Genomic DNA, 17,082 nt, shown 5'->3' on the forward strand with positions numbered 1-17,082 from the left:
TGTCCTCGATTCAGGCGCCGGACTCGGCGATGGGTTTGCACAGTTCCTTCAGGCCCGCGAGAAGCTCTGGTCCGGCTTGCGCGATGCCGCCGCCGCTCGGCGACAGGATGGAGATGCCGGGCGCTGCAAGGGCCGGCTTGCGCCGAGCCCGAAGGATCAGGCCATCGAGATGCCGGCGGCGCTTGCCAAGGTCGGCGGCTGGTGTTGCCGGCGCCCGCGGTGCCCGGTCATGTCGAGTGCGACTCATTGGCATGATTCGCACTCGGGATTGTCGATGGAGCAGAACCGGGGTTCCTCGTGAACCACCGAGTCATCGCGACCACCGGCTTTCTCGGCCTGGCTGGCGCCCAGGGTGCGCAGGTAATAGGTGGTCTTCAGGCCGCGTAGCCAGGCCAGCTTGTAGAGTTCGTCCAGCTTCTTGCCGGACGGGAGGGCCATGTAGAGGTTGAGCGACTGCGCCTGATCGATCCATTTCTGGCGCCGGGCCGCGGCCTCGATGAGCCATTTCGGGTCGATTTCGAAGGCGGTGGCGTAGCGCGCCTTCAAGTCTTCCGGGACCCGCTCGATGCGGGCCAGCGAGCCGTCGAAATATTTCAGGTCGGCGACCATCACTTCATCCCACAGCGCCAGCGCCTTGAGCTCCCTCACCAGGGCTTGATTGACGACGGTGAACTCGCCCGAGAGGTTCGACTTGACGTAGATGTTCTGGTAGCTCGGTTCGATGCTGGCGGAGACGCCGACGATGTTGGAGATGGTCGCCGTCGGCGCGATGGCTACGCAATTCGAGTTGCGCATGCCGTGTTGGGCAATTCGCGCCTTCAGGGCGGCCCAGTCGAGGCGGTCGTCGCGGTTGACTTCCAGGTAGGCGCCGCGGGCTTGGGCCAGTCGCTCGATGGACTCGTGGGGCAGCACGCCCTGGTCCCACAGACTGCCTGTGAAGCTGGAATAGCGGCCACGTTCCCTGGCCAGCTCGGTGGACGCCCAATAGGCCTGATAGCACACGGCTTCCATGCCGCGATCGGCAAACTCGACTGCACCCGCGGAGGCATATGGCAGGCCAAGGGCATACAGACAATCGGCGAAACCCATGATGCCGAGGCCGACCGGGCGATGGCGCAGGTTGGCATTACGCGCTTTCGGTGTGGCGTAGAAGTTGATGTCCACCACGTTGTCGAGCATGCGCATGGCGGTTTGCACGGTGCGTGCCAGCTTGGCCTCGTCGAGTTCGCCGTCCTTCAGGTGGGCGAGCAGGTTGACCGAACCCAGGTTGCACACGGCGGTTTCTGAATCCGAGGTGTTCAGGGTGATTTCGGTGCACAGGTTGGAGCTATGCACGACACCGGCGTGCTGCTGCGGCGAGCGCAGGTTGCAGGCGTCCTTGAAGGTGATCCAGGGATGGCCGGTCTCGAACAGCATGGTCAGCATCTTGCGCCACAGCTGCACCGCCGGAATCTTCTTGAACGACTTGATTTCGCCGGCTGACGCCCGGGCCTCGTAGGCGAGATAGGCCGCCTCGAAGGCGGCGCCGAATGTGTCGTGCAGGTCCGGCACGTCGAGCGGCGAGAACAGGGTCCAGTCCGCGCTCTCGTGCACGCGCTTCATGAACAGATCGGGAATCCAGTTTGCGGTGTTCATGTCGTGCGTTCGTCGGCGCTCGTCGCCGGTGTTCTTGCGCAGGTCGAGAAACTCCTCGATATCGAGGTGCCAGGTTTCGAGATAGGCGCACACGGCGCCCTTGCGCTTGCCGCCCTGATTGACTGCGACGGCCGTGTCGTTGACCACCTTCAGAAAGGGGATCACGCCCTGGCTCTGGCCGTTGGTGCCCTTGATGTGGCTGCCCAGTGCGCGTACCGGCGTCCAGTCGTTCCCCAAGCCGCCGGCGTATTTCTGCAGCAGGGCGTTTTCCTTGATCGACTGGTAGATGCCGTCGAGGTCGTCGGCCACGGTGGTCAGATAGCAGGACGACAGCTGCGGGTGCAGCGTGCCGCTGTTGAACAGCGTCGGTGTCGAGCACATGAAATCGAAACTCGAGATCAGCTCGTAGAACTCGATGGCCCGTGCCTCCCGGTCGATTTCGTTGAGCGCCAGACCCATCGCGACGCGCATGAAAAAGATCTGCGGCAACTCGATACGGCGACCTTCGATATGCAGGAAATAGCGGTCGTACAAGGTCTGCAGGCCGAGGTAGCCGAACAGGTGATCGCGTTCCGGCTTCAAGGCTGCGGCCAGGCGTTCGAGGTCGTAGTCTTTCAGGCGCGGGTCGAGCAGTTCGGCGTCGACCCCGCACTGGATGAAGCGCGGGAGGTAGTCCGAGTAAGTCGTCGCGAGCGCACCGGCGGCAAGCGGATGGCCGAAGACTTCGCTGACCAGGCTGGCAAGGAGTAGGCGGGCGGTGACGAAGTCGTAGCCGGGTTCGCGTTCGATGAGCGTACGCGCCGACAGGATGAGCGCCTGTTGGACGTCTGCGAGGCTGACGCCGTCGTAGAGATTCCTCAGGGCATGGTCGAGAATGAGTTGGGCCGAGATGTCGCCTGCCACGCCGGCGCATGCGGCCTCGCAGGTCTCCAGAAGGGCGCCGACATCGAGTGGGCGGCGTTCGCCCCGAACGAGAACGTGCAATGCGGCCGCATGCGTTTGAGCATGGGCGGCGCGTTCGGAAGCGCGCCGCTCGCGGTAGAGCACGTAGGCGCGGGCCACATCGTGTTCGCCCGATCGCATGAGGGCCAGTTCGACCTGGTCCTGGATGTCCTCGATATGAACCGAGCCGCCATCGGGCAAGCGCCGGGTCAGCGAGCGTACGACGGTGTCGGTCAGCCGGGCGACAAGCTCCCGAACCCGCGAGGACACCGCACTCTGGCTGCCTTCGACGGCGAGGAAGGCTTTGGTCATCGCGACCGAAATCTTCTCCGGGTGGAAGGTGACGACGGCACCGTTGCGGCGGATGACCTGGAGCGCTGCGAGCGCGGATTCGCTACTGCCAGAGAGTGCTAGGGCGTTCGAGGACAAGACGATTCTCCGTGATGGGGGGCGGAGAATCGAAAGAACGTGGCGCACGCCGGACGCAGGTCACCCCGGGTCGGACCCGTCAAGGCAACATACGCAGCAAGAGTGGCGAACGGCAGCACGTACAGACCTTTCGTCAGGGACACCCCGCCCCATCGTTGTTGGAAGGACGTTGCGGCAGGTCTCCTGGCTCTCGGGTCGGTGCGCTTCACCCGCCTTCCCGGACGCGTCCAGTGGCAGTGGGTGGCGAAGCACTCGCCGATGACAGTTGCGGGGGCAGCTCCGGATTTCAGGTCGAACACCTGGCACCGAATTCCCTTTTAATCCCCGGATGGGGAACCTTCAACGGGCACCACTTTATCCGCAGTCAATTTTCCGAGTCAAGCCCGGGAAACTAGCGGTAGTATCGCTAGACCCTATTGGTCGTACATCTAGTGCCCATGGTCTGGGGCGGATCGGTGTATTGCCATAAGTCGAGTTGGAGTCGCTTGAATGGCTGTTTCCTGCCTGCACGCGCCGTTCACAGGCCCAAACCCCGGCTTTCGTCGCGCCGATCAGTTGCTCTTCCGCCGGAAGCCAAAGCCCAGACGAGCTCGAAACGGCGTTGTTGTATTTCCGCTGTCAGCGCCCCCAAGATTCGACTGACGCCACCAAAATCGAGATCGCCATTCGATTGCGTTGAAGAAGGTTTCACGAGTGTTGATGACCCGCAGCTACAGCCGTTCGTTCGATATGCCGAATCCGGAGCCCAGATGAGCAACGCGAAGAACCCCCACGGTCGCCCACTCGATCTCGCGCACGGCCGGGTCGACATGACCCACGGCGCCGGCGGGCGGGCGATGGTGCAGCTTGTCGAGCAGCTTTTCGCGCGGGCGTTCGCCAACGACTGGCTGGAGCGTGGCAACGACGGTGCGGTGCTGCCGGCCCCTGCGCCGGGCGAGCGTCTGGTGATGAGCACCGATGCGCACGTGGTTTCGCCGCTGTTCTTTCCGGGGGGCGACATCGGTTGCCTGGCGGTGCATGGCACGATCAACGATGTGGCGGTGATGGGGGCGCGGCCGCTCTATCTTGCCGCCAGCTTCATCCTCGAGGAAGGCTTTCCGCTTGCCGAGCTCGCGCGCATTGTCGGCTCGATGGGCGCGGCCAGCCGCGAGGCGGGGGTGCCGGTGGTCACCGGAGATACCAAGGTGGTCGAGGCGGGCAAGGGCGACGGGGTGTTCATTACCACCACCGGGCTTGGCGCGCTTCCGGTAGGGCGCGACATCGGCGGCGCAAATGCACGCGTCGGCGATGCGGTGATCGTCTCTGGCACCATCGGCGACCATGGCACGGCGATCCTCTCGCAGCGCGAATCGCTCGCTTTCGGCACGGCCATCGTCTCGGATACCGCTGCCCTGCACGACCTGATCGGCCAGCTGTTGGAGACGGTGCCCGGCGTGCGCGTGTTGCGCGACCCTACCCGCGGCGGCCTCGCCGCGACGCTCAACGAGATCGCCACACAGTCTGGTGTGGGCATCAGCCTCGACGAGGCTGCCATCCCGATTCACCCGCAGGTCGCCGCGGCCTGCGAGCTGCTCGGCCTCGATCCGCTGAACGTCGCCAACGAGGGCAAGGTGGTGGTGATCTGTGCGGCGGCAGAAGCGGACGCCGCGCTCGCCGCCCTGCGCGCGCATCCGCTCGGACGCGCATCGGCGCGCATCGGCGAGGTGATCGCGGATGCGCGCTGTTTCGTGCAGGTGCACACCGCTTTCGGCGGGCGGCGCATGGTCGATTGGCTGACCGGCGAGCAGTTGCCGCGTATCTGCTGAGCTGCCACGCAGGCCTGAAGGACCGTTGGCGCGCCGGGGACGGTTCCGCCACAATGTGCGCCAGACTCGTGGCCGGCAAGGGCTTCGGGATGACAGGCATTCGGGATAGAACACGATCATGGCTGCATGCACACTCACCACCCTCTACCGCTACCCCGTCAAGTCGCTGCGCGCTGAGCAGTTTCAGGCGCTCGACATCACGGCCCGCGGCTTTGCCCACGATCGCCAGTGGATGGTGATCGACGCGGGCGGGCGTTTCCTCACCCAGCGCCAGCTGCCGCGCATGTCGCTGATCGATGCCAGCGTGGATAAGGACGGTGCACTTCGGCTGGTGGCGGAAGGCTTCGGGGCGATCAGGGTGGAGGAGGAACAACGCGGTCGGGTGCCCGCCACGGTCTGGAACGATACCCTCGATGCGGTGCTGGTCGATCCCGCTGCCGACGCCTGGCTCAGTGATTTCCTGGCCCGGCCGTGTCGCCTGGTGCGCTTTGCCGACGACGTGACCCGCCCGGTCGACCCGGCCTACGCGCGGCCTACCGACCAGACCGGCTTTTCAGATGGTTTTCCGTTTCTGCTGATCTCGCAGGGCTCGCTTGACGATCTCAATTCGCGGCTCGCGCGGCCGGTGCCGATGCTGCGCTTCCGGCCCAACCTGGTGGTGGAAGGCTGCGCGCCCTTTGCCGAGGATGGCTGGAAGCGGATCCGCATCGGTGATGTAGTCTTCCGGGTCGTCAAGCCCTGCTCGCGCTGCGCGATCCCGACGGTCGACCCGGCCACCGGCGAGCGCGGCGCGGAACCGCTGCGTACCCTGAGCGGCTATCGCCGACGCGACCACCAGGTGTTTTTCGGGCAGAACCTGATCCACGACGGCCCGGGTCGGCTCGAGACCGGCATGACCGTCGAAATCCTCGAATAGCGCGAGGCTGGCGCCTATCGCGATCCGCCCACCAGCGACGGCCCGGCGAGGCGCTGCGACCAGAACGCGGCGATCTCGAGCATGCGGTTCACGAAGGCCCATTCGTTGTCGAACCACACCAGCAGGTTCACCATGCGCTTGCCGCTGACGCGTGTCTGGCTGCCGTCGACGATCGCCGAAAACTTGCTGTGGTTGAAATCGATCGAGGCGCTGGGGTGGTCGATCCAGGCGAGATGGCGATGCACGCCCCCGTTGGTCGCGCGGCGCAGCAGCGCATTGATCTCGTCGCGGCTGGTATCGCGCGACAGGGTGACCACCAGGTCGATCGCCGAGACGTTGGGTACCGGCACGCGGATCGCCTTGGCTTCGATCCTGCCGGCCAGCGAGGGCAGCAGCCGCGCCACGCCGACTGCCAGGCCGGTATCGACCGGGATCATCGACTGCATCGCCGAGCGGGTCATGCGCAGGTCGGTGTGGTGGTAGCCGTCGATCAGCGGCTGATCGTTCATCACCGAGTGCAGGGTGGTGGTCAGCGCGTGCTCGATGCCGAAGGTTTCCTCGAGGATGGCGAGGATCGGCACGATCGCATTGGTGGTGCAGGAGGCCGCCGACACTACCCGCTCGTCGCCGACGATCGACTCGTGATTCATCCCGTAGACGATGGTCTTGTCCACATCGGCGGCGCTGCTGCCGGGGTGGGACAGCAGTACGCGAGGGCAACCCGCCTCGAGGAAGGCGTCGAGTTCCCTGCGGTAGCGGTAGCGGCCGGATGCCTCGACCAGCAGATCGAACTCGAGCGCGCGCCAATTCACCTCGGCCGGGGTGGTGGCGTGCGAAACCGCGATCGCGGCGCCATCGACCATGAGCCTGCCGTCGGTCAGCTCGACCGAGCCCGGGAAGGGACCGTGGGTGGAGTCGAAGCGGGTGAGGTAGGCCATGCGCTCGACGTCGGCCGGCTCGTTGATGGCGACGATGGCAAGTTGCTCGCGCAGCGGCGATTCGCGCAGGGCTCGCAGGAAACAGCGACCGATCCGGCCATAGCCGTTGATGGCAATACGAAATGACACCTTCACACCCGCCCCGCGGCCGGCCCAGGGGCCCGCCGTCTCGTTGATATCGAGGAAAGACTGCCCGCCTGCACGGTCCGGTGGGTCGCGCAGGCGGGCTCGGGTGCCAAGTTTAGCAGGCGCAGCGCAGTGGGCGGCAGACCGGCACTACAAGAATCGCCGGCATCGCCGGAAGGGTGTTCAAAGGCCCATGCAGTTGGCGTAGTAGGTGGTGGTCGCCGGCCAGTCGGAGAACACGCCGAGGACGCCCACCTTGCGCGCCAGTACGTCGAGTACGCGCATCGTGTCGCCTTCGCGCGATACCGCCGAATCGAAGCTCTGGTAGTAGAAGCCGTTGTTGCCGTCGGCAAGGATGCCGGAGCGCTCGAGCGTCCACGCGATCATGTCGAGGCCGGCGGCCTTCGCGTCCATCGCCGCCTGCGAGGGAATGATCTCGCCGGCCGCGTTGGCGCTCAGCAGAGCGAAGATCGGCGGTGCCCAGATGTTGATGCCTTCCGCCTTGTACTGTGCCAGTTCGGCCGCGCTCGGCACATCGGCCATGGTGTTGGCGTCATCCAGGTAAACCGCCTGGCGGCCGAAGCGCGGCTCGTGGGCGACCCAGTACAGCACGTCGGCCTTGTTGAAGGACTGGGCGAAGACGTCGCGGGCGGGCACGAAGGCGTCCTTGTATTCGTCGATCATCTTCTGCGCATAGGCTTCCTGGCTGAAGCCGTCGAACGGCATGGTCACCGCCGGGCTCTTGAGTTCCGGGGTCATCTTCACGCCCAGCGCCTTGAACAGGGCGATGCTCTCCTTGTGGGTCATGAGCGTGCCGCTGGTCGGGCCGGAATACAGGTCGGTGCGGAAGTCCGCGGTGCCTGCCATGTATTCGGCCACGGTGCGGGCGCGCGGGTTGGAGCCGTCCATCTTGCCGTGCAGGCGCTTGAACTCGGCCAGGGTGATGTCGGAGGTGCGGCACTCGGCGCTGGCCGGCGTGATCAGCTTGCCGTCGGCGTCGAGCGTGGCGGGCGTGAAGGGCTTGGTGCACTTGGCCGCCAGCTCGGGGATGGCGAGGATGTCGGTGGTGGTGTGCAGGTCGTTCTGGGCGTGACGGCAGACCAGTTCCTTGTCCTTGGTGAAGGTCACGTCGCATTCGATGATGCCGGCACCCATGCGCGCCGCGGCAATGTAGGACTCGCGGGTGTGTTCCGGAAACTGCAGGGCCGCGCCGCGGTGACCGATCGAGAAAGCGCTGCGGCGCATGGGGCGGTTCTCGCACGAGGCGAGGCGGCGCTTGAGCGGGCTGTCGGCCATGTCGTCGACGAGGAACAGCGGTCGGGGACCGACGGTAACGGCCTGCGAATAGGCATGCGACGGTTTCCCGTGCCAGGTGCGGTCCTGGTCGTGGTCCGGTCTGTCGGCCATTGCGAGGCCCGGCAGCGCGGCAAGCGCCACCATCAGGCTCATCATCGAAAGGGTTTTCGGGGGCACGGCTTTCTCCTTTTTGGGGTCGGGTATGGACTGGCTGCGGGCTTGCGCAAGCCCGTGCTGCCGAACGTAGGCCGTGCAGATTGCCGGGGCATTAAGGGCAGTTTGCGGTTCTTCGCGGACGCAACGCCGCCGTCACGGTGCCCGAACCGGCTCGCCGTGCGACGGAGCGTCGGGCCCGAAACATTCCGGACATTTCGATGAAAGGGGCATGCAATCTCGCGCTGGGAGGATGTCTCCATGGCCGCACGGCCACCCCTCACCCGATGGAGCCGAACCCATGCTGAACAGATCATTCATCGCCGCACTGCTGGCCCTCTCGGCCGCCCACGCCCACGCCATCCAGACCGTCGAATACGGTTGGGAAGACGGCCGTGGCACCATCCTCGGCGGCTTCGGCAATCTCGTCGATGCAAGCAACGTCACCGGCGCGCAGACCGGCAGCACCGGCAGTGGCAGCTACGGTGTCCCGGGTGCCCACAGTGGCGATCGCTTTCTCCACGTTGCCGAGGCACCGCACTCAGGCACGCCGCAGGCCTATCTCGCGATGGTTGGTGGCCTCGTCAGCGGCGACGTCGTCACGGCGAGCTTCTTCGGCTACGACCTCAGCGCCGGCGGCAGCCCGTCGCTGCGCATCTGGGCTCACTACGCCGACAGCGCCGATATCGCCAGCTACCTCGGCTCGGCCGGCGGCAACGATGCCTTCACCGACGGCTCGGGCTGGAGCGAAGTGGGTCATCAATGGACCTTCGACAATGCCGCCGCCGATGCTCTGGTGATCGAGGCTCGTCTGTACAGCAGCCCGGCCACCGATGCCACGGCGCGCAGCGATTACTGGATCGACAGCCTGCGCGTGAGCGCCCCGGACACCGCGCACATCGCTACGGCCGCGGCGGTACCGGAACCGCGCGGCTACGCGATGCTGCTTGCCGGCCTTGGCATGATCGGGCTGACCGCAGCCCGTCGCAGCAGACGCTGAGCCGGGAGGCGCGATCATGAACTTCCGGCTCAAACCCCTGCTCGTCGGCCTCGGCGCCTGCGTCATCGCCGCGCCCGCGATGTCGGCCGACACGGTGCGCTTCGCGACCTTCAACGCTTCGCTCAACCGCAACGCCAGCGGCGACCTGCTGGTCGACCTCGCCAACCCGCTGGGCAGCAGCGGCAGCATCCGGCAGGCCCACAACGTGGCCGAGATCATCCAGCGCGTCGCGCCCGACGTGCTGCTGATCAACGAGTTCGACCTCGACCTGAACGGCACGCCGGGTGCCGGCAGCACACCCATGCCGCTCGGCTATTCGAGCGCCGCCGCCGGCCTCTTCCAGGACAACTTCCTGTCCGCCAGCCACGGCAACGCGGTGCGCGGCATGACCGACGGCATCGACTACGCCTATCGCTACACGCCCAACACCAACACCGGCGTGGCCTCCGGCTTCGACCTCAACAACGACGGGATGGTGGGTGGCGGCGACGACGCCTTCGGTTTCGGCAGTTTCGCCGGGCAGTACGGTTTCACCATCTACTCGCGTTTCGAGATCGTCGGCGTGCGCAGCTTCCAGAACTTCCGGTGGAAGGACATGCCGGGCAACCTCCTCACCAACGACCCGACGGCCAACAAGCTGTCGGATTTCTACAGCCCCGATGAGGTCGATGCGCTTCGCCTGTCCTCCAAGAACCATGTGGACCTGACCCTCAAGGTCGGCGACCAGGAGGTGCATTTCCTCACCGCCCACCCCACGCCGCCAACCTTCGACGGCGCCGAGGATCGCAACGGCAAACGCAACCACGACGAGATCCGCTTCTGGTCCGACTACGTCAGCGGCGGCGCCACGGGCAGCTACATCTACGACGACCAGGGCGGCAGCGGCGGCCTCGCAGCGGGTGCGAAGTTCGTCATCGCCGGCGACTACAACGCCGACCCGCTGGATGGCGACTCCTTCGCCGGGGCGATCGGCCAGCTGCTCGGCAATCCGCGGGTGAATTCTGCGATGACGCCGGCCAGCGCCGGGGGCGTGCAGGCCGCCACCGACCCGAGCAACAACGGCAGCGCCAACCAGTCGCAGCGCGGCGATCCCGCCAACGACACCGCCGACTTCTCGGATTCGGCACCGGGCAACCTGCGGGTGGACTACGTGCTGCCCTCCGCCGACATGGCAATCAGCGGTTCAGGGGTGTTCTGGCCGACCGACGAAGTACAGGGCGACAGCAACGACAGCGGCGCGCTGTTCGACCTGGTCGGCACCTTCCGCAACCAGAACCTCTACGCCAACTTCCCCAGTTCCGATCACAAGGCGGTGTGGGTGGATGTGCAGGTGGCCGCGGTGCCCGAGCCGGAAAGCTGGGCGATGACGCTGGCTGGCCTGGCGCTGGTGGGATCGCTGGTGCGCCGTCGCCGCTGATCGCCCGCGGGCGGCGCGGGCGAGGGCTCAGACCGGTTCGACCTCATCGTCGAGCGTGGGGTAGTCGGTGTAGCCGGCAGCGCCTGGGCTGTAGAAGGTGGCCGGGTTCGGTTTGTTGAGCGCTGCGTTGCGACGGATCCGCTCCGGCAGGTCGGGATTGGCGAGGAAGGCGGTGCCGAAAGCGACCGCATCGAGCTTGCCGGCCTCGATCGCAGCCACGGCCTCGGCGGCGGTGTAGCCCATGTTGCCGATGAGTACGCCGCGATAGCGTTCCCGCACCGGTGTCACCACGTCGCCCTGCTGCTTGCCGAAGAAGTCCCCGCGCATCAGGTGCAGGTAGGCCAGCGAGTAGTCGTTGAGCCGCTCGGCGAGCCAGCTTGCCAGGCCCAGCGGATCGCTGTCGATCATGTCGTTGTAGCTGTTGAGCGGCGAAATGCGCAGGCCGACGCGCTCGCTGCCCCACACCGCGCAGACCGCGTCGAGCACCTCGAGCAGCAGCCGCGCGCGGTTTTCGATCGGGCCGCCGTAGGGACCGCTGCGCTTGTTCGATCCATCCCGCAGGAACTCGTCGAGCAGGTAGCCGTTGGCGCCATGCACCTCGACGCCGTCGAAACCGGCCGCCTTTGCATTGACCGCTGCCTGGGCAAAGCCCGCGACGATGGCCGGCAGCTCGTCGTCGCGCAGGGCGCGCGGCACGGTGTACGGCTGCTTGCCCTGGGGCGTGTGCACCTCGTCATTGGCGATCGCGATGGCGCTCGGCGCTACCGCTTCGCGGCCGTCGTTGAGCAGCGGGTGGCAGGCGCGGCCGCCGTGCCAGATCTGCAGGACGATACGTCCGCCGGCCGCGTGCACCGCATCGGTGACCTTCTTCCAGCCGGCGATCTGCTCGGGCGAATGGATGCCGGGCTCTTTCCAGAAAGCCGAGCAGCCCTCCATGGCCATGGTGGCTTCGGCCACGATCAGCCCGGCGCTGGCGCGCTGAGCGTAGTACTCGGCCATCAGCGCGCCCGGCACGTGGCCGTCTTCGGCGCGGGTGCGGGTGAGCGGCGCCATGAGGATACGGTTGGGCAGCGACAGGGCGCCGGCCTGCAGGGGAGAGAACAGGGAAGTCATGGGGTGGGTGTTCCTGTGCGGAGTGAGTGAGACACGACCGTCTTGAGTGTGGGGACTCAGGTGACTAATATCAACCAGTGGTATTTTGGTAACCTGCTTTCGAGTCCCGACATGCGTACATCCGAAAACTGTAATACGACGGGCGACGACACCGCCGAGCCCTGCCCGATCGAGCGCGGCATGCGCATCCTCGGTGGCAAGTGGAAGGGCTCGATCCTGTGGCATCTAAAGGATGGGCCACTGCGCTTCAACGAACTTGCACGCCAGCTGGGAGGCGCAAGCAAGAAGATGGTCGACCAGCGACTCAAGGAAATGGAGGAACAGGGTCTGGTGTTGCGTGAGGTGATCAGCACCCGCCCGATCGCGGTTGCCTACAGCATGACCGATACCGGGCGCAGTGCCTTGCGGGTGCTCGAGGCGCTCAAGGAATGGACCGATGCGAATCGCTTCTGAGCCACTCGCCGGGGTGATCTGAAACCTCGTCGTCACATTTCGCGGCTAGAATGCCCGCACCGGCGCCTCCGCGGCGCCAGCCGATACGGACTCCCGCAAGCCGTGCCCGCCAGCGTGGGCCCGAGCGACGCGCAGAATGCGTATCCCCAGACGATGCCGACCCCACGACCTGTTGTCTTCTGCCCACCGGCCGTCCCGCCTGCCCCGATCGGGCGCGGTGCGGACGGATCAATACTGAGCCTCCGGCCGGTTCATCCAGCCGACACGGCGCGGATGCGCGCCTTCATCGAGGGGCTGTCCTTTGGCGCCCGCTATTTCCGTTTCGGTTGTGGTGAACCGCATTTCAGCGATGCCGAGTTCCGCCGCCTGTGCGACCCGGACACCTCGGTCTGTGCCGACTTCATCGTGGTGCGAAGCAAGGACGGCAGGGAGAGCGCGGTTGCGTCGGCTCGCTACTGCGTGCAGCCCGATGGCAAGCGTTGCGAATTCGCGATCGCGGTGGCCGACGACTGGCAGGGACGCGGGCTCGGCCGCCGGCTCATCGAGGCCTTGCTGAAGAACGCGCGCCGCAACGGGTTGGTCCTGATGTTCGGCAAGGTTCTCGCCACCAACGGACGCATGCTCGAATTCGCCCGGCGCAACGGCTTCGAAGTGCTCACCGATGCCGGCGACCCGGCCATCCGCACCGTCACACTTGCGCTCGAGGCCGACGAGGCGGACCCGACGCGGCAGCAGCCCCTCTGATCGGGCCCTGACCAACCGACGAGACTGCACTGCACGCGGCGACTGCGCGTGTAACCTTTTACCGGCTTGCTCCGTCCAATTGGCAACAAAAGGAGGGGAGCATGAACACATTCGTCGAAGGTGGCGTCGATCGCGTTCCGGTGGCCGATACCGACCTGGCGCGCAGCATCGTTGCCAACGAACCTGGCGCCTTCGAGCGCCTCATGCGTCAGCACAATCGACGCCTGTTCAGGGTCGCACGCAGCATCCTGCGCGACGACGCCGAGGCCGAGGACGCCCTGCAGGAGGGCTACATCAAGGCCTTCCGGGCAATGCCGGGATATCGCGCCGATGCCCGGTTGTCGACCTGGCTGACCCGCATCATCGTCAATCAGGCGCTCGAGTACCGGCGGCGGGCACCGGCCGGAAACGGTGCCGATGCGCATCCCGACGAGTACATCGACGGGGATGCTGCGAGGGCGCCGGAAACGCCCGAGACGCTGGCCATGCGGGAGGACCTGCGGCGCCTCATCGAGCAGGCCATCGACGACTTGCCCGAGCCTTATCGCGGCGTCTTCATGCTGCGTGCCGTCGAGGGCCTGAGCGTCGACGAAACCGCCGCGTCGCTGGGAATCTCCGAGGCCAATACCAAGATCCGCATGTTGCGCGCCAGGGCGCGACTGCGCGAATCGCTCGGTCAGCGCCTCGGTCCCCTGTTGGAGAACGTCTTTGCCTTCGACGGCCAGCGTTGCGACCGCATCGTGTCGCATGTCTGCGCCCGTCTGGGCCTTCCCGCGCCGCCGCCCCTGGCGAGCGATGTCCTGCTGCCGTCCACCACACCGAGGAGCTTCTCATGAACACCCGAGTCAACCCCTTTGCCGCGCTCGAGATGCAGACCCGCAGGCGCTTCCTCGCCGCTTCAGGCACCACGCTCTCGGCGGCGGCCATCGCCATGCTTGCCGGTCGCCCTGCGCTCGCCGCCGCCAGACCGGCCACGGCCGACGAGGCGCAGGCGGATGCGCGGATTCTCAATACCGCACTCGGAGCAGAGCTCGAAGCGATTGCCGCCTATGGCGTGGGTGCGCAGAGCGGGCTGCTGCAGAAACCGGTGCTGGCGCTCGCCCTGCAGTTCCAGGGGCACCACAAGGCGCATGCCGAGGCGCTTGCGCAGGCGGTCCGAAAGCTTGGCGGCACGCCTGTCGAGGCCCGCGAGCACTACGCTTTCCCCACCGAGACCTTGAAGACCCAGAACGACGTGCTTGGCTTTGCCGCCGGGCTCGAACGCGGAGCGGTGAGTGCCTACCTCGGTGCCGTGCCCTTGTTCCGTGAGCGCGAACTGGCGAGCGCGGCGGCCAGCATCCTTGGCGACGAGGCGATGCACTGGGCCGTGCTGCGCCAGGCGCTCGGACAGGATCCCGTCCCCGGCGCCTTCATGTCATGAACAACACGCCCGTCGCACTGTTATTGGTCGCCGCCGCGGCCTTGCCGTCCGGCGGTGCTCCAACGGCACCGATGATCTCGTCAGCAGCAAGCTGCCCGATCTGCAGGCATACCAGCTCAGCCTCAAGGCCCCGCCACCGCCGGCCGGGAGCTTCGACATCGCGGCGGCGGCACGGGGCAAGCGTCTGTTCGAAGGTCGCGCAGGGTGTGCCGGCTGTCACGCCGGACCATTGTTCACCGACGCCAATATCCGCCTGCATCTGCCCGGCGACTCCATGGCGGAACCGGAGGCGACAAGCTATGCGGCACGTTCCGCAACCGGCCTGTACCGTACCACCCCGTTGCGCGGCGCCTGGCAACACCCGCCCTATTTCCATGACGGGTCTGCGGCGACGCTGGAAGAGGTCGTGGCGATCTACGACAGGCGGCAGGGGCTCGGGCTGACTAGCGGCGAGCGTAGCGATCTGACCGAGTACCTCAAGTCGCTTTAGACTCCACGATGAATCCTGTGCGGGGCCGTCGGCCCCCGGCGGCGCGAACGGAGCCTGTCGCACCGTGTACCCGGATCAAGGGAGGCGCATGACATGAAACTGCAGATTGTCTCGGACTTGCACCTTGGGCTGGCGCCGCTGGTGTTGCCGGACACCGGCGCCGAGCTGGTGATTCTCGCCGGCGACATCCATCGGCCGCCGCAGGCAATGGAGTGGGCAAAGGCGCTGGGCCGGCCGGTGCTCTACGTGGCCGGCAATCACGAATACTACGGTTCGAGCATTCCCGCGACCGACCAGCTGCTGCAGACGCTCGGCCGCGACAGTCTCGTCAGCGTGCTCAACTGCGGCGAAAGACGGATCGGCGGGGTGCGTTTCCTCGGTGCGACGTTGTGGACCGATTTCCGGATTGCCGGCGACGGCCCGCAGCGCGAGGTGGCGATGAACCAGGCTGTCGCCTTCAGCCGGGACTTCAGCCGTATTGCGGTCGATGACGTGCAGCAGCGGGTGTTCACGCCGCAACACTGTGCCGAGCTGTTCGAACGACATCTGCGCTGGCTCGAGAAACGGCTGGCCGAGCCCTTCGACGGGGAAACCGTGGTGGTGACGCATTTCGCACCCTCGCCCGGGAGCATCGCTGCCCGCTTCGCCGGCTCGCCGCTCAATGCCTGCTTCGTCTCCGACCTCACGTCGCTGGTCGGTGACAGCGGCGCCGCGCTGTGGATCCACGGCCATACTCACGACAGCTTCGACTACCGTCTTGGCAGGACCCGCGTGTTGGCAAATCCACGCGGTTACGTGCAGGGCGGCAAGGTCGAGAACCCGGCTTTCGATCCTGCCCTCACCGTCTGCATCGACTGAGCATCCCGTTTGCTATGATCGGCGCCAACGCGCTGGCCGGCCGGACGGCCCGGCGCCCATGTGGAGCATGTTGATGAACTGGGCAATACTGGTAGTCGCGGGTCTGTTCGAGATCGGCTGGGCAATCGGACTCAAGTACACCGAGGGCTTCACCCGCCTGTGGCCGACCGTCGGCACGGTGCTGTCGATGATCATCAGTGTCGGCCTGCTTGGCCTGGCGATGAAGGCGCTGCCGGTCGGCACGGCCTATGCGGTGTGGGTCGGCGTCGGAGCCATTGGCACCGCGCTGCTCGGCATCATCCTGTTCAAGGAACCGGCCACTGCGGCACGGCTGCTGAGCCTCGCCCTCATCCTTGCGGGCATTGTCGGTCTCAAGTTGTCGTCATCCTGAAACGGCATAGTCGAAGCGCATTGCCTTGAATCGACGCAGCTTCCTCAAGTCGTTCGCCACGCCCTTGCTGCCCGGATGCTTCGGCATCGCGATAGCAGGCGGAGCCGCGCCGCGCACGGTGCCGGATGATGCCGCGCTTCAGGCTCGCCTCGCCGGGCTCGAAGCCGCCGCCCGCGGGCGGCTCGGTGTCTGCATCCTCGATACCGAAAGCGGACGCGAGCACGGCTACCGGGCGGACGAGCGCTTCATGATGCTCAGTTCCTTCAAGCTCCTCGCCTGCGCGCTGGTACTGCATCGCGTGGACGCCGGCGAGGACTCGCTCGATCGTCGCATCGTCTATGGCAGGGAAGCGCTGCTGCCGTGGTCTCCGGTCACCGAGCAGCATGCCGACGGCGGGGGCATGCGCCTCGCGCAGTTGTGTGAAGCCACCATCACCACCAGCGACAACGCCGCTGCCAACCTCATCCTCGCCACCTATGGCGGCCCGGCAAGGCTTACCGCCTACGTGCGCGCGCTTGGCGACGATGTCACCCGCTTCGACCGCATCGAACCCGCGCTGAACCTGCCCGGCGACGATGATGCGCTGGACACCACCTCACCACGCGCCATGGTCCGCACCATGCAGACGCTTCTCCTCGGCGACGCGCTCTCGATCGGCTCCCGGCTTCAGCTGCAGCGCTGGCTGCTTGGCAGCACCACCGGTGCCAACCGCCTCAAGGCAGGCCTGCCGTCGGACTGGAAGATCGGCGACAAGACCGGCACCAACCAGCGCGACGCCAACGATATCGCCATCGTCTGGCCGCCCGGCCGGCCGCCGCTGCTGGTTGCTGCGTATCTGGCCGGGAGTGCAGCGGACGGCGCGCAGAAGGACAGGACGCTGGCAGCGGTCGGCGCCCTGGTACGCGATGTTTTCGGGTGACCGGGATGTCCGGCCGAGATGATCGTCGATCGCCGTG

At 66.3% G+C, this 17,082-nt stretch carries 18 protein-coding genes and 1 riboswitch; of the genes, 12 read left to right on the forward strand and 6 right to left on the reverse strand.

Annotated elements, in window-relative coordinates; translation table 11 throughout:
* Positions 1–10: 10 nt before the first annotated feature.
* Both GQB03_RS10725 and GQB03_RS10730 read right to left on the reverse strand, forming a co-directional pair.
* A complete protein-coding gene (locus tag GQB03_RS10725; protein ID WP_159688694.1) occupies positions 11–247 on the reverse strand; it encodes a hypothetical protein in 237 nt (78 codons plus the stop codon).
* Entirely contained in the window at positions 244–3,006 is a 2,763-nt protein-coding gene (locus GQB03_RS10730; RefSeq protein WP_235027023.1) for a ribonucleoside-diphosphate reductase subunit alpha, read from the reverse strand. Before GQB03_RS10730 ends, GQB03_RS10725 begins: the two co-directional genes overlap by 4 nt.
* A 157-nt stretch (positions 3,007–3,163) precedes the next feature.
* A riboswitch (cobalamin riboswitch) is annotated at positions 3,164–3,362 on the reverse strand.
* A gap of 393 nt (positions 3,363–3,755) precedes the next feature.
* On the opposite strand from GQB03_RS10730, the gene hypE reads away from it, so the two are divergent.
* Both hypE and GQB03_RS10740 read left to right on the forward strand, forming a co-directional pair.
* A complete protein-coding gene (gene hypE, locus GQB03_RS10735; RefSeq protein WP_159688697.1) occupies positions 3,756–4,811 on the forward strand; it encodes a hydrogenase expression/formation protein HypE in 1,056 nt (351 codons plus the stop codon).
* A 118-nt stretch (positions 4,812–4,929) separates the two neighbouring features.
* A complete protein-coding gene (locus GQB03_RS10740) occupies positions 4,930–5,727 on the forward strand; it encodes an MOSC domain-containing protein (RefSeq protein WP_159688700.1) in 798 nt (265 codons plus the stop codon).
* A 14-nt stretch (positions 5,728–5,741) separates the two neighbouring features.
* Here GQB03_RS10740 and GQB03_RS10745 read toward each other — a convergent pair whose 3' ends face one another.
* The gene (locus tag GQB03_RS10745) at positions 5,742–6,794 is read right to left on the reverse strand and encodes a type I glyceraldehyde-3-phosphate dehydrogenase (RefSeq protein ID WP_159688703.1); all 1,053 of its coding nucleotides are present in this window, start codon (positions 6,792–6,794) and stop codon (positions 5,742–5,744) included.
* A gap of 180 nt (positions 6,795–6,974) precedes the next feature.
* Positions 6,975–8,264 (reverse strand): glycerophosphodiester phosphodiesterase family protein, encoded by a 1,290-nt coding sequence (locus tag GQB03_RS10750; RefSeq protein ID WP_235027024.1) that lies wholly within the window; start codon positions 8,262–8,264, stop codon positions 6,975–6,977.
* Positions 8,265–8,541: 277 nt separating this feature from the next.
* Between GQB03_RS10750 and GQB03_RS22965 the strand changes: the two genes are divergently transcribed.
* Positions 8,542–9,240 carry a PEP-CTERM sorting domain-containing protein gene (locus GQB03_RS22965; RefSeq protein WP_200832179.1) on the forward strand — a complete coding sequence of 233 codons (699 nt, stop codon included), beginning with the start codon at positions 8,542–8,544 and terminating at the stop codon, positions 9,238–9,240.
* Between the two features lie 16 nt (positions 9,241–9,256).
* The gene (locus GQB03_RS10760; RefSeq protein ID WP_159688705.1) at positions 9,257–10,657 is read left to right on the forward strand and encodes an endonuclease/exonuclease/phosphatase family protein; all 1,401 of its coding nucleotides are present in this window, start codon (positions 9,257–9,259) and stop codon (positions 10,655–10,657) included.
* Positions 10,658–10,684: 27 nt separating this feature from the next.
* Here GQB03_RS10760 and GQB03_RS10765 read toward each other — a convergent pair whose 3' ends face one another.
* The gene (locus tag GQB03_RS10765; protein WP_159688708.1) at positions 10,685–11,770 is read right to left on the reverse strand and encodes an alkene reductase; all 1,086 of its coding nucleotides are present in this window, start codon (positions 11,768–11,770) and stop codon (positions 10,685–10,687) included.
* 111 nt (positions 11,771–11,881) lie between these two features.
* On the opposite strand from GQB03_RS10765, the gene GQB03_RS10770 reads away from it, so the two are divergent.
* The 4 genes from GQB03_RS10770 to GQB03_RS10785 all read left to right on the forward strand — a co-directional run bounded on the left by GQB03_RS10770 (position 11,882) and on the right by GQB03_RS10785 (position 14,387).
* Positions 11,882–12,223 carry a winged helix-turn-helix transcriptional regulator gene (locus GQB03_RS10770; protein ID WP_159688711.1) on the forward strand — a complete coding sequence of 114 codons (342 nt, stop codon included), beginning with the start codon at positions 11,882–11,884 and terminating at the stop codon, positions 12,221–12,223.
* Positions 12,224–12,376: 153 nt separating this feature from the next.
* On the forward strand, positions 12,377–12,967 hold the full coding sequence (locus GQB03_RS10775) for a GNAT family N-acetyltransferase (protein ID WP_268817539.1): 591 nt from the start codon (positions 12,377–12,379) through the stop codon (positions 12,965–12,967).
* Between the two features lie 101 nt (positions 12,968–13,068).
* Positions 13,069–13,803: an RNA polymerase sigma factor gene (locus tag GQB03_RS10780; RefSeq protein ID WP_159688717.1), complete on the forward strand. Its 735-nt coding sequence runs from the start codon at positions 13,069–13,071 to the stop codon at positions 13,801–13,803.
* The gene (locus tag GQB03_RS10785; RefSeq protein ID WP_159688720.1) at positions 13,800–14,387 is read left to right on the forward strand and encodes a ferritin-like domain-containing protein; all 588 of its coding nucleotides are present in this window, start codon (positions 13,800–13,802) and stop codon (positions 14,385–14,387) included. Before GQB03_RS10780 ends, GQB03_RS10785 begins: the two co-directional genes overlap by 4 nt.
* Here the strand turns inward: GQB03_RS10785 and GQB03_RS23195 are convergent.
* Positions 14,377–14,646: a hypothetical protein gene (locus GQB03_RS23195; RefSeq protein WP_235027037.1), complete on the reverse strand. Its 270-nt coding sequence runs from the start codon at positions 14,644–14,646 to the stop codon at positions 14,377–14,379. The two genes, GQB03_RS10785 and GQB03_RS23195, sit on opposite strands and share 11 nt — an antisense overlap.
* 15 nt (positions 14,647–14,661) lie before the next feature.
* Between GQB03_RS23195 and GQB03_RS23200 the strand changes: the two genes are divergently transcribed.
* The 4 genes from GQB03_RS23200 (at position 14,662) to bla (ending at position 17,045) form a co-directional block, all read left to right on the forward strand.
* The gene (locus GQB03_RS23200; RefSeq protein ID WP_327516809.1) at positions 14,662–14,877 is read left to right on the forward strand and encodes a c-type cytochrome; all 216 of its coding nucleotides are present in this window, start codon (positions 14,662–14,664) and stop codon (positions 14,875–14,877) included.
* Between the two features lie 93 nt (positions 14,878–14,970).
* Entirely contained in the window at positions 14,971–15,735 is a 765-nt protein-coding gene (locus GQB03_RS10795) for a metallophosphoesterase family protein (protein WP_159688726.1), read from the forward strand.
* 73 nt (positions 15,736–15,808) lie between these two features.
* Complete coding sequence (sugE, locus tag GQB03_RS10800) at positions 15,809–16,126, forward strand: quaternary ammonium compound efflux SMR transporter SugE (protein ID WP_159688728.1); 318 nt, start codon at positions 15,809–15,811, stop codon at positions 16,124–16,126.
* 25 nt (positions 16,127–16,151) lie between these two features.
* Entirely contained in the window at positions 16,152–17,045 is an 894-nt protein-coding gene (gene bla, locus GQB03_RS10805; RefSeq protein WP_200832181.1) for a class A beta-lactamase, read from the forward strand.
* Positions 17,046–17,082 lie beyond the last annotated feature (37 nt).

Origin of the sequence: Cognatazoarcus halotolerans (genome assembly GCF_009800965.1) — a bacterium.
Classification (GTDB): domain Bacteria; phylum Pseudomonadota; class Gammaproteobacteria; order Burkholderiales; family Rhodocyclaceae; genus Cognatazoarcus; species Cognatazoarcus halotolerans.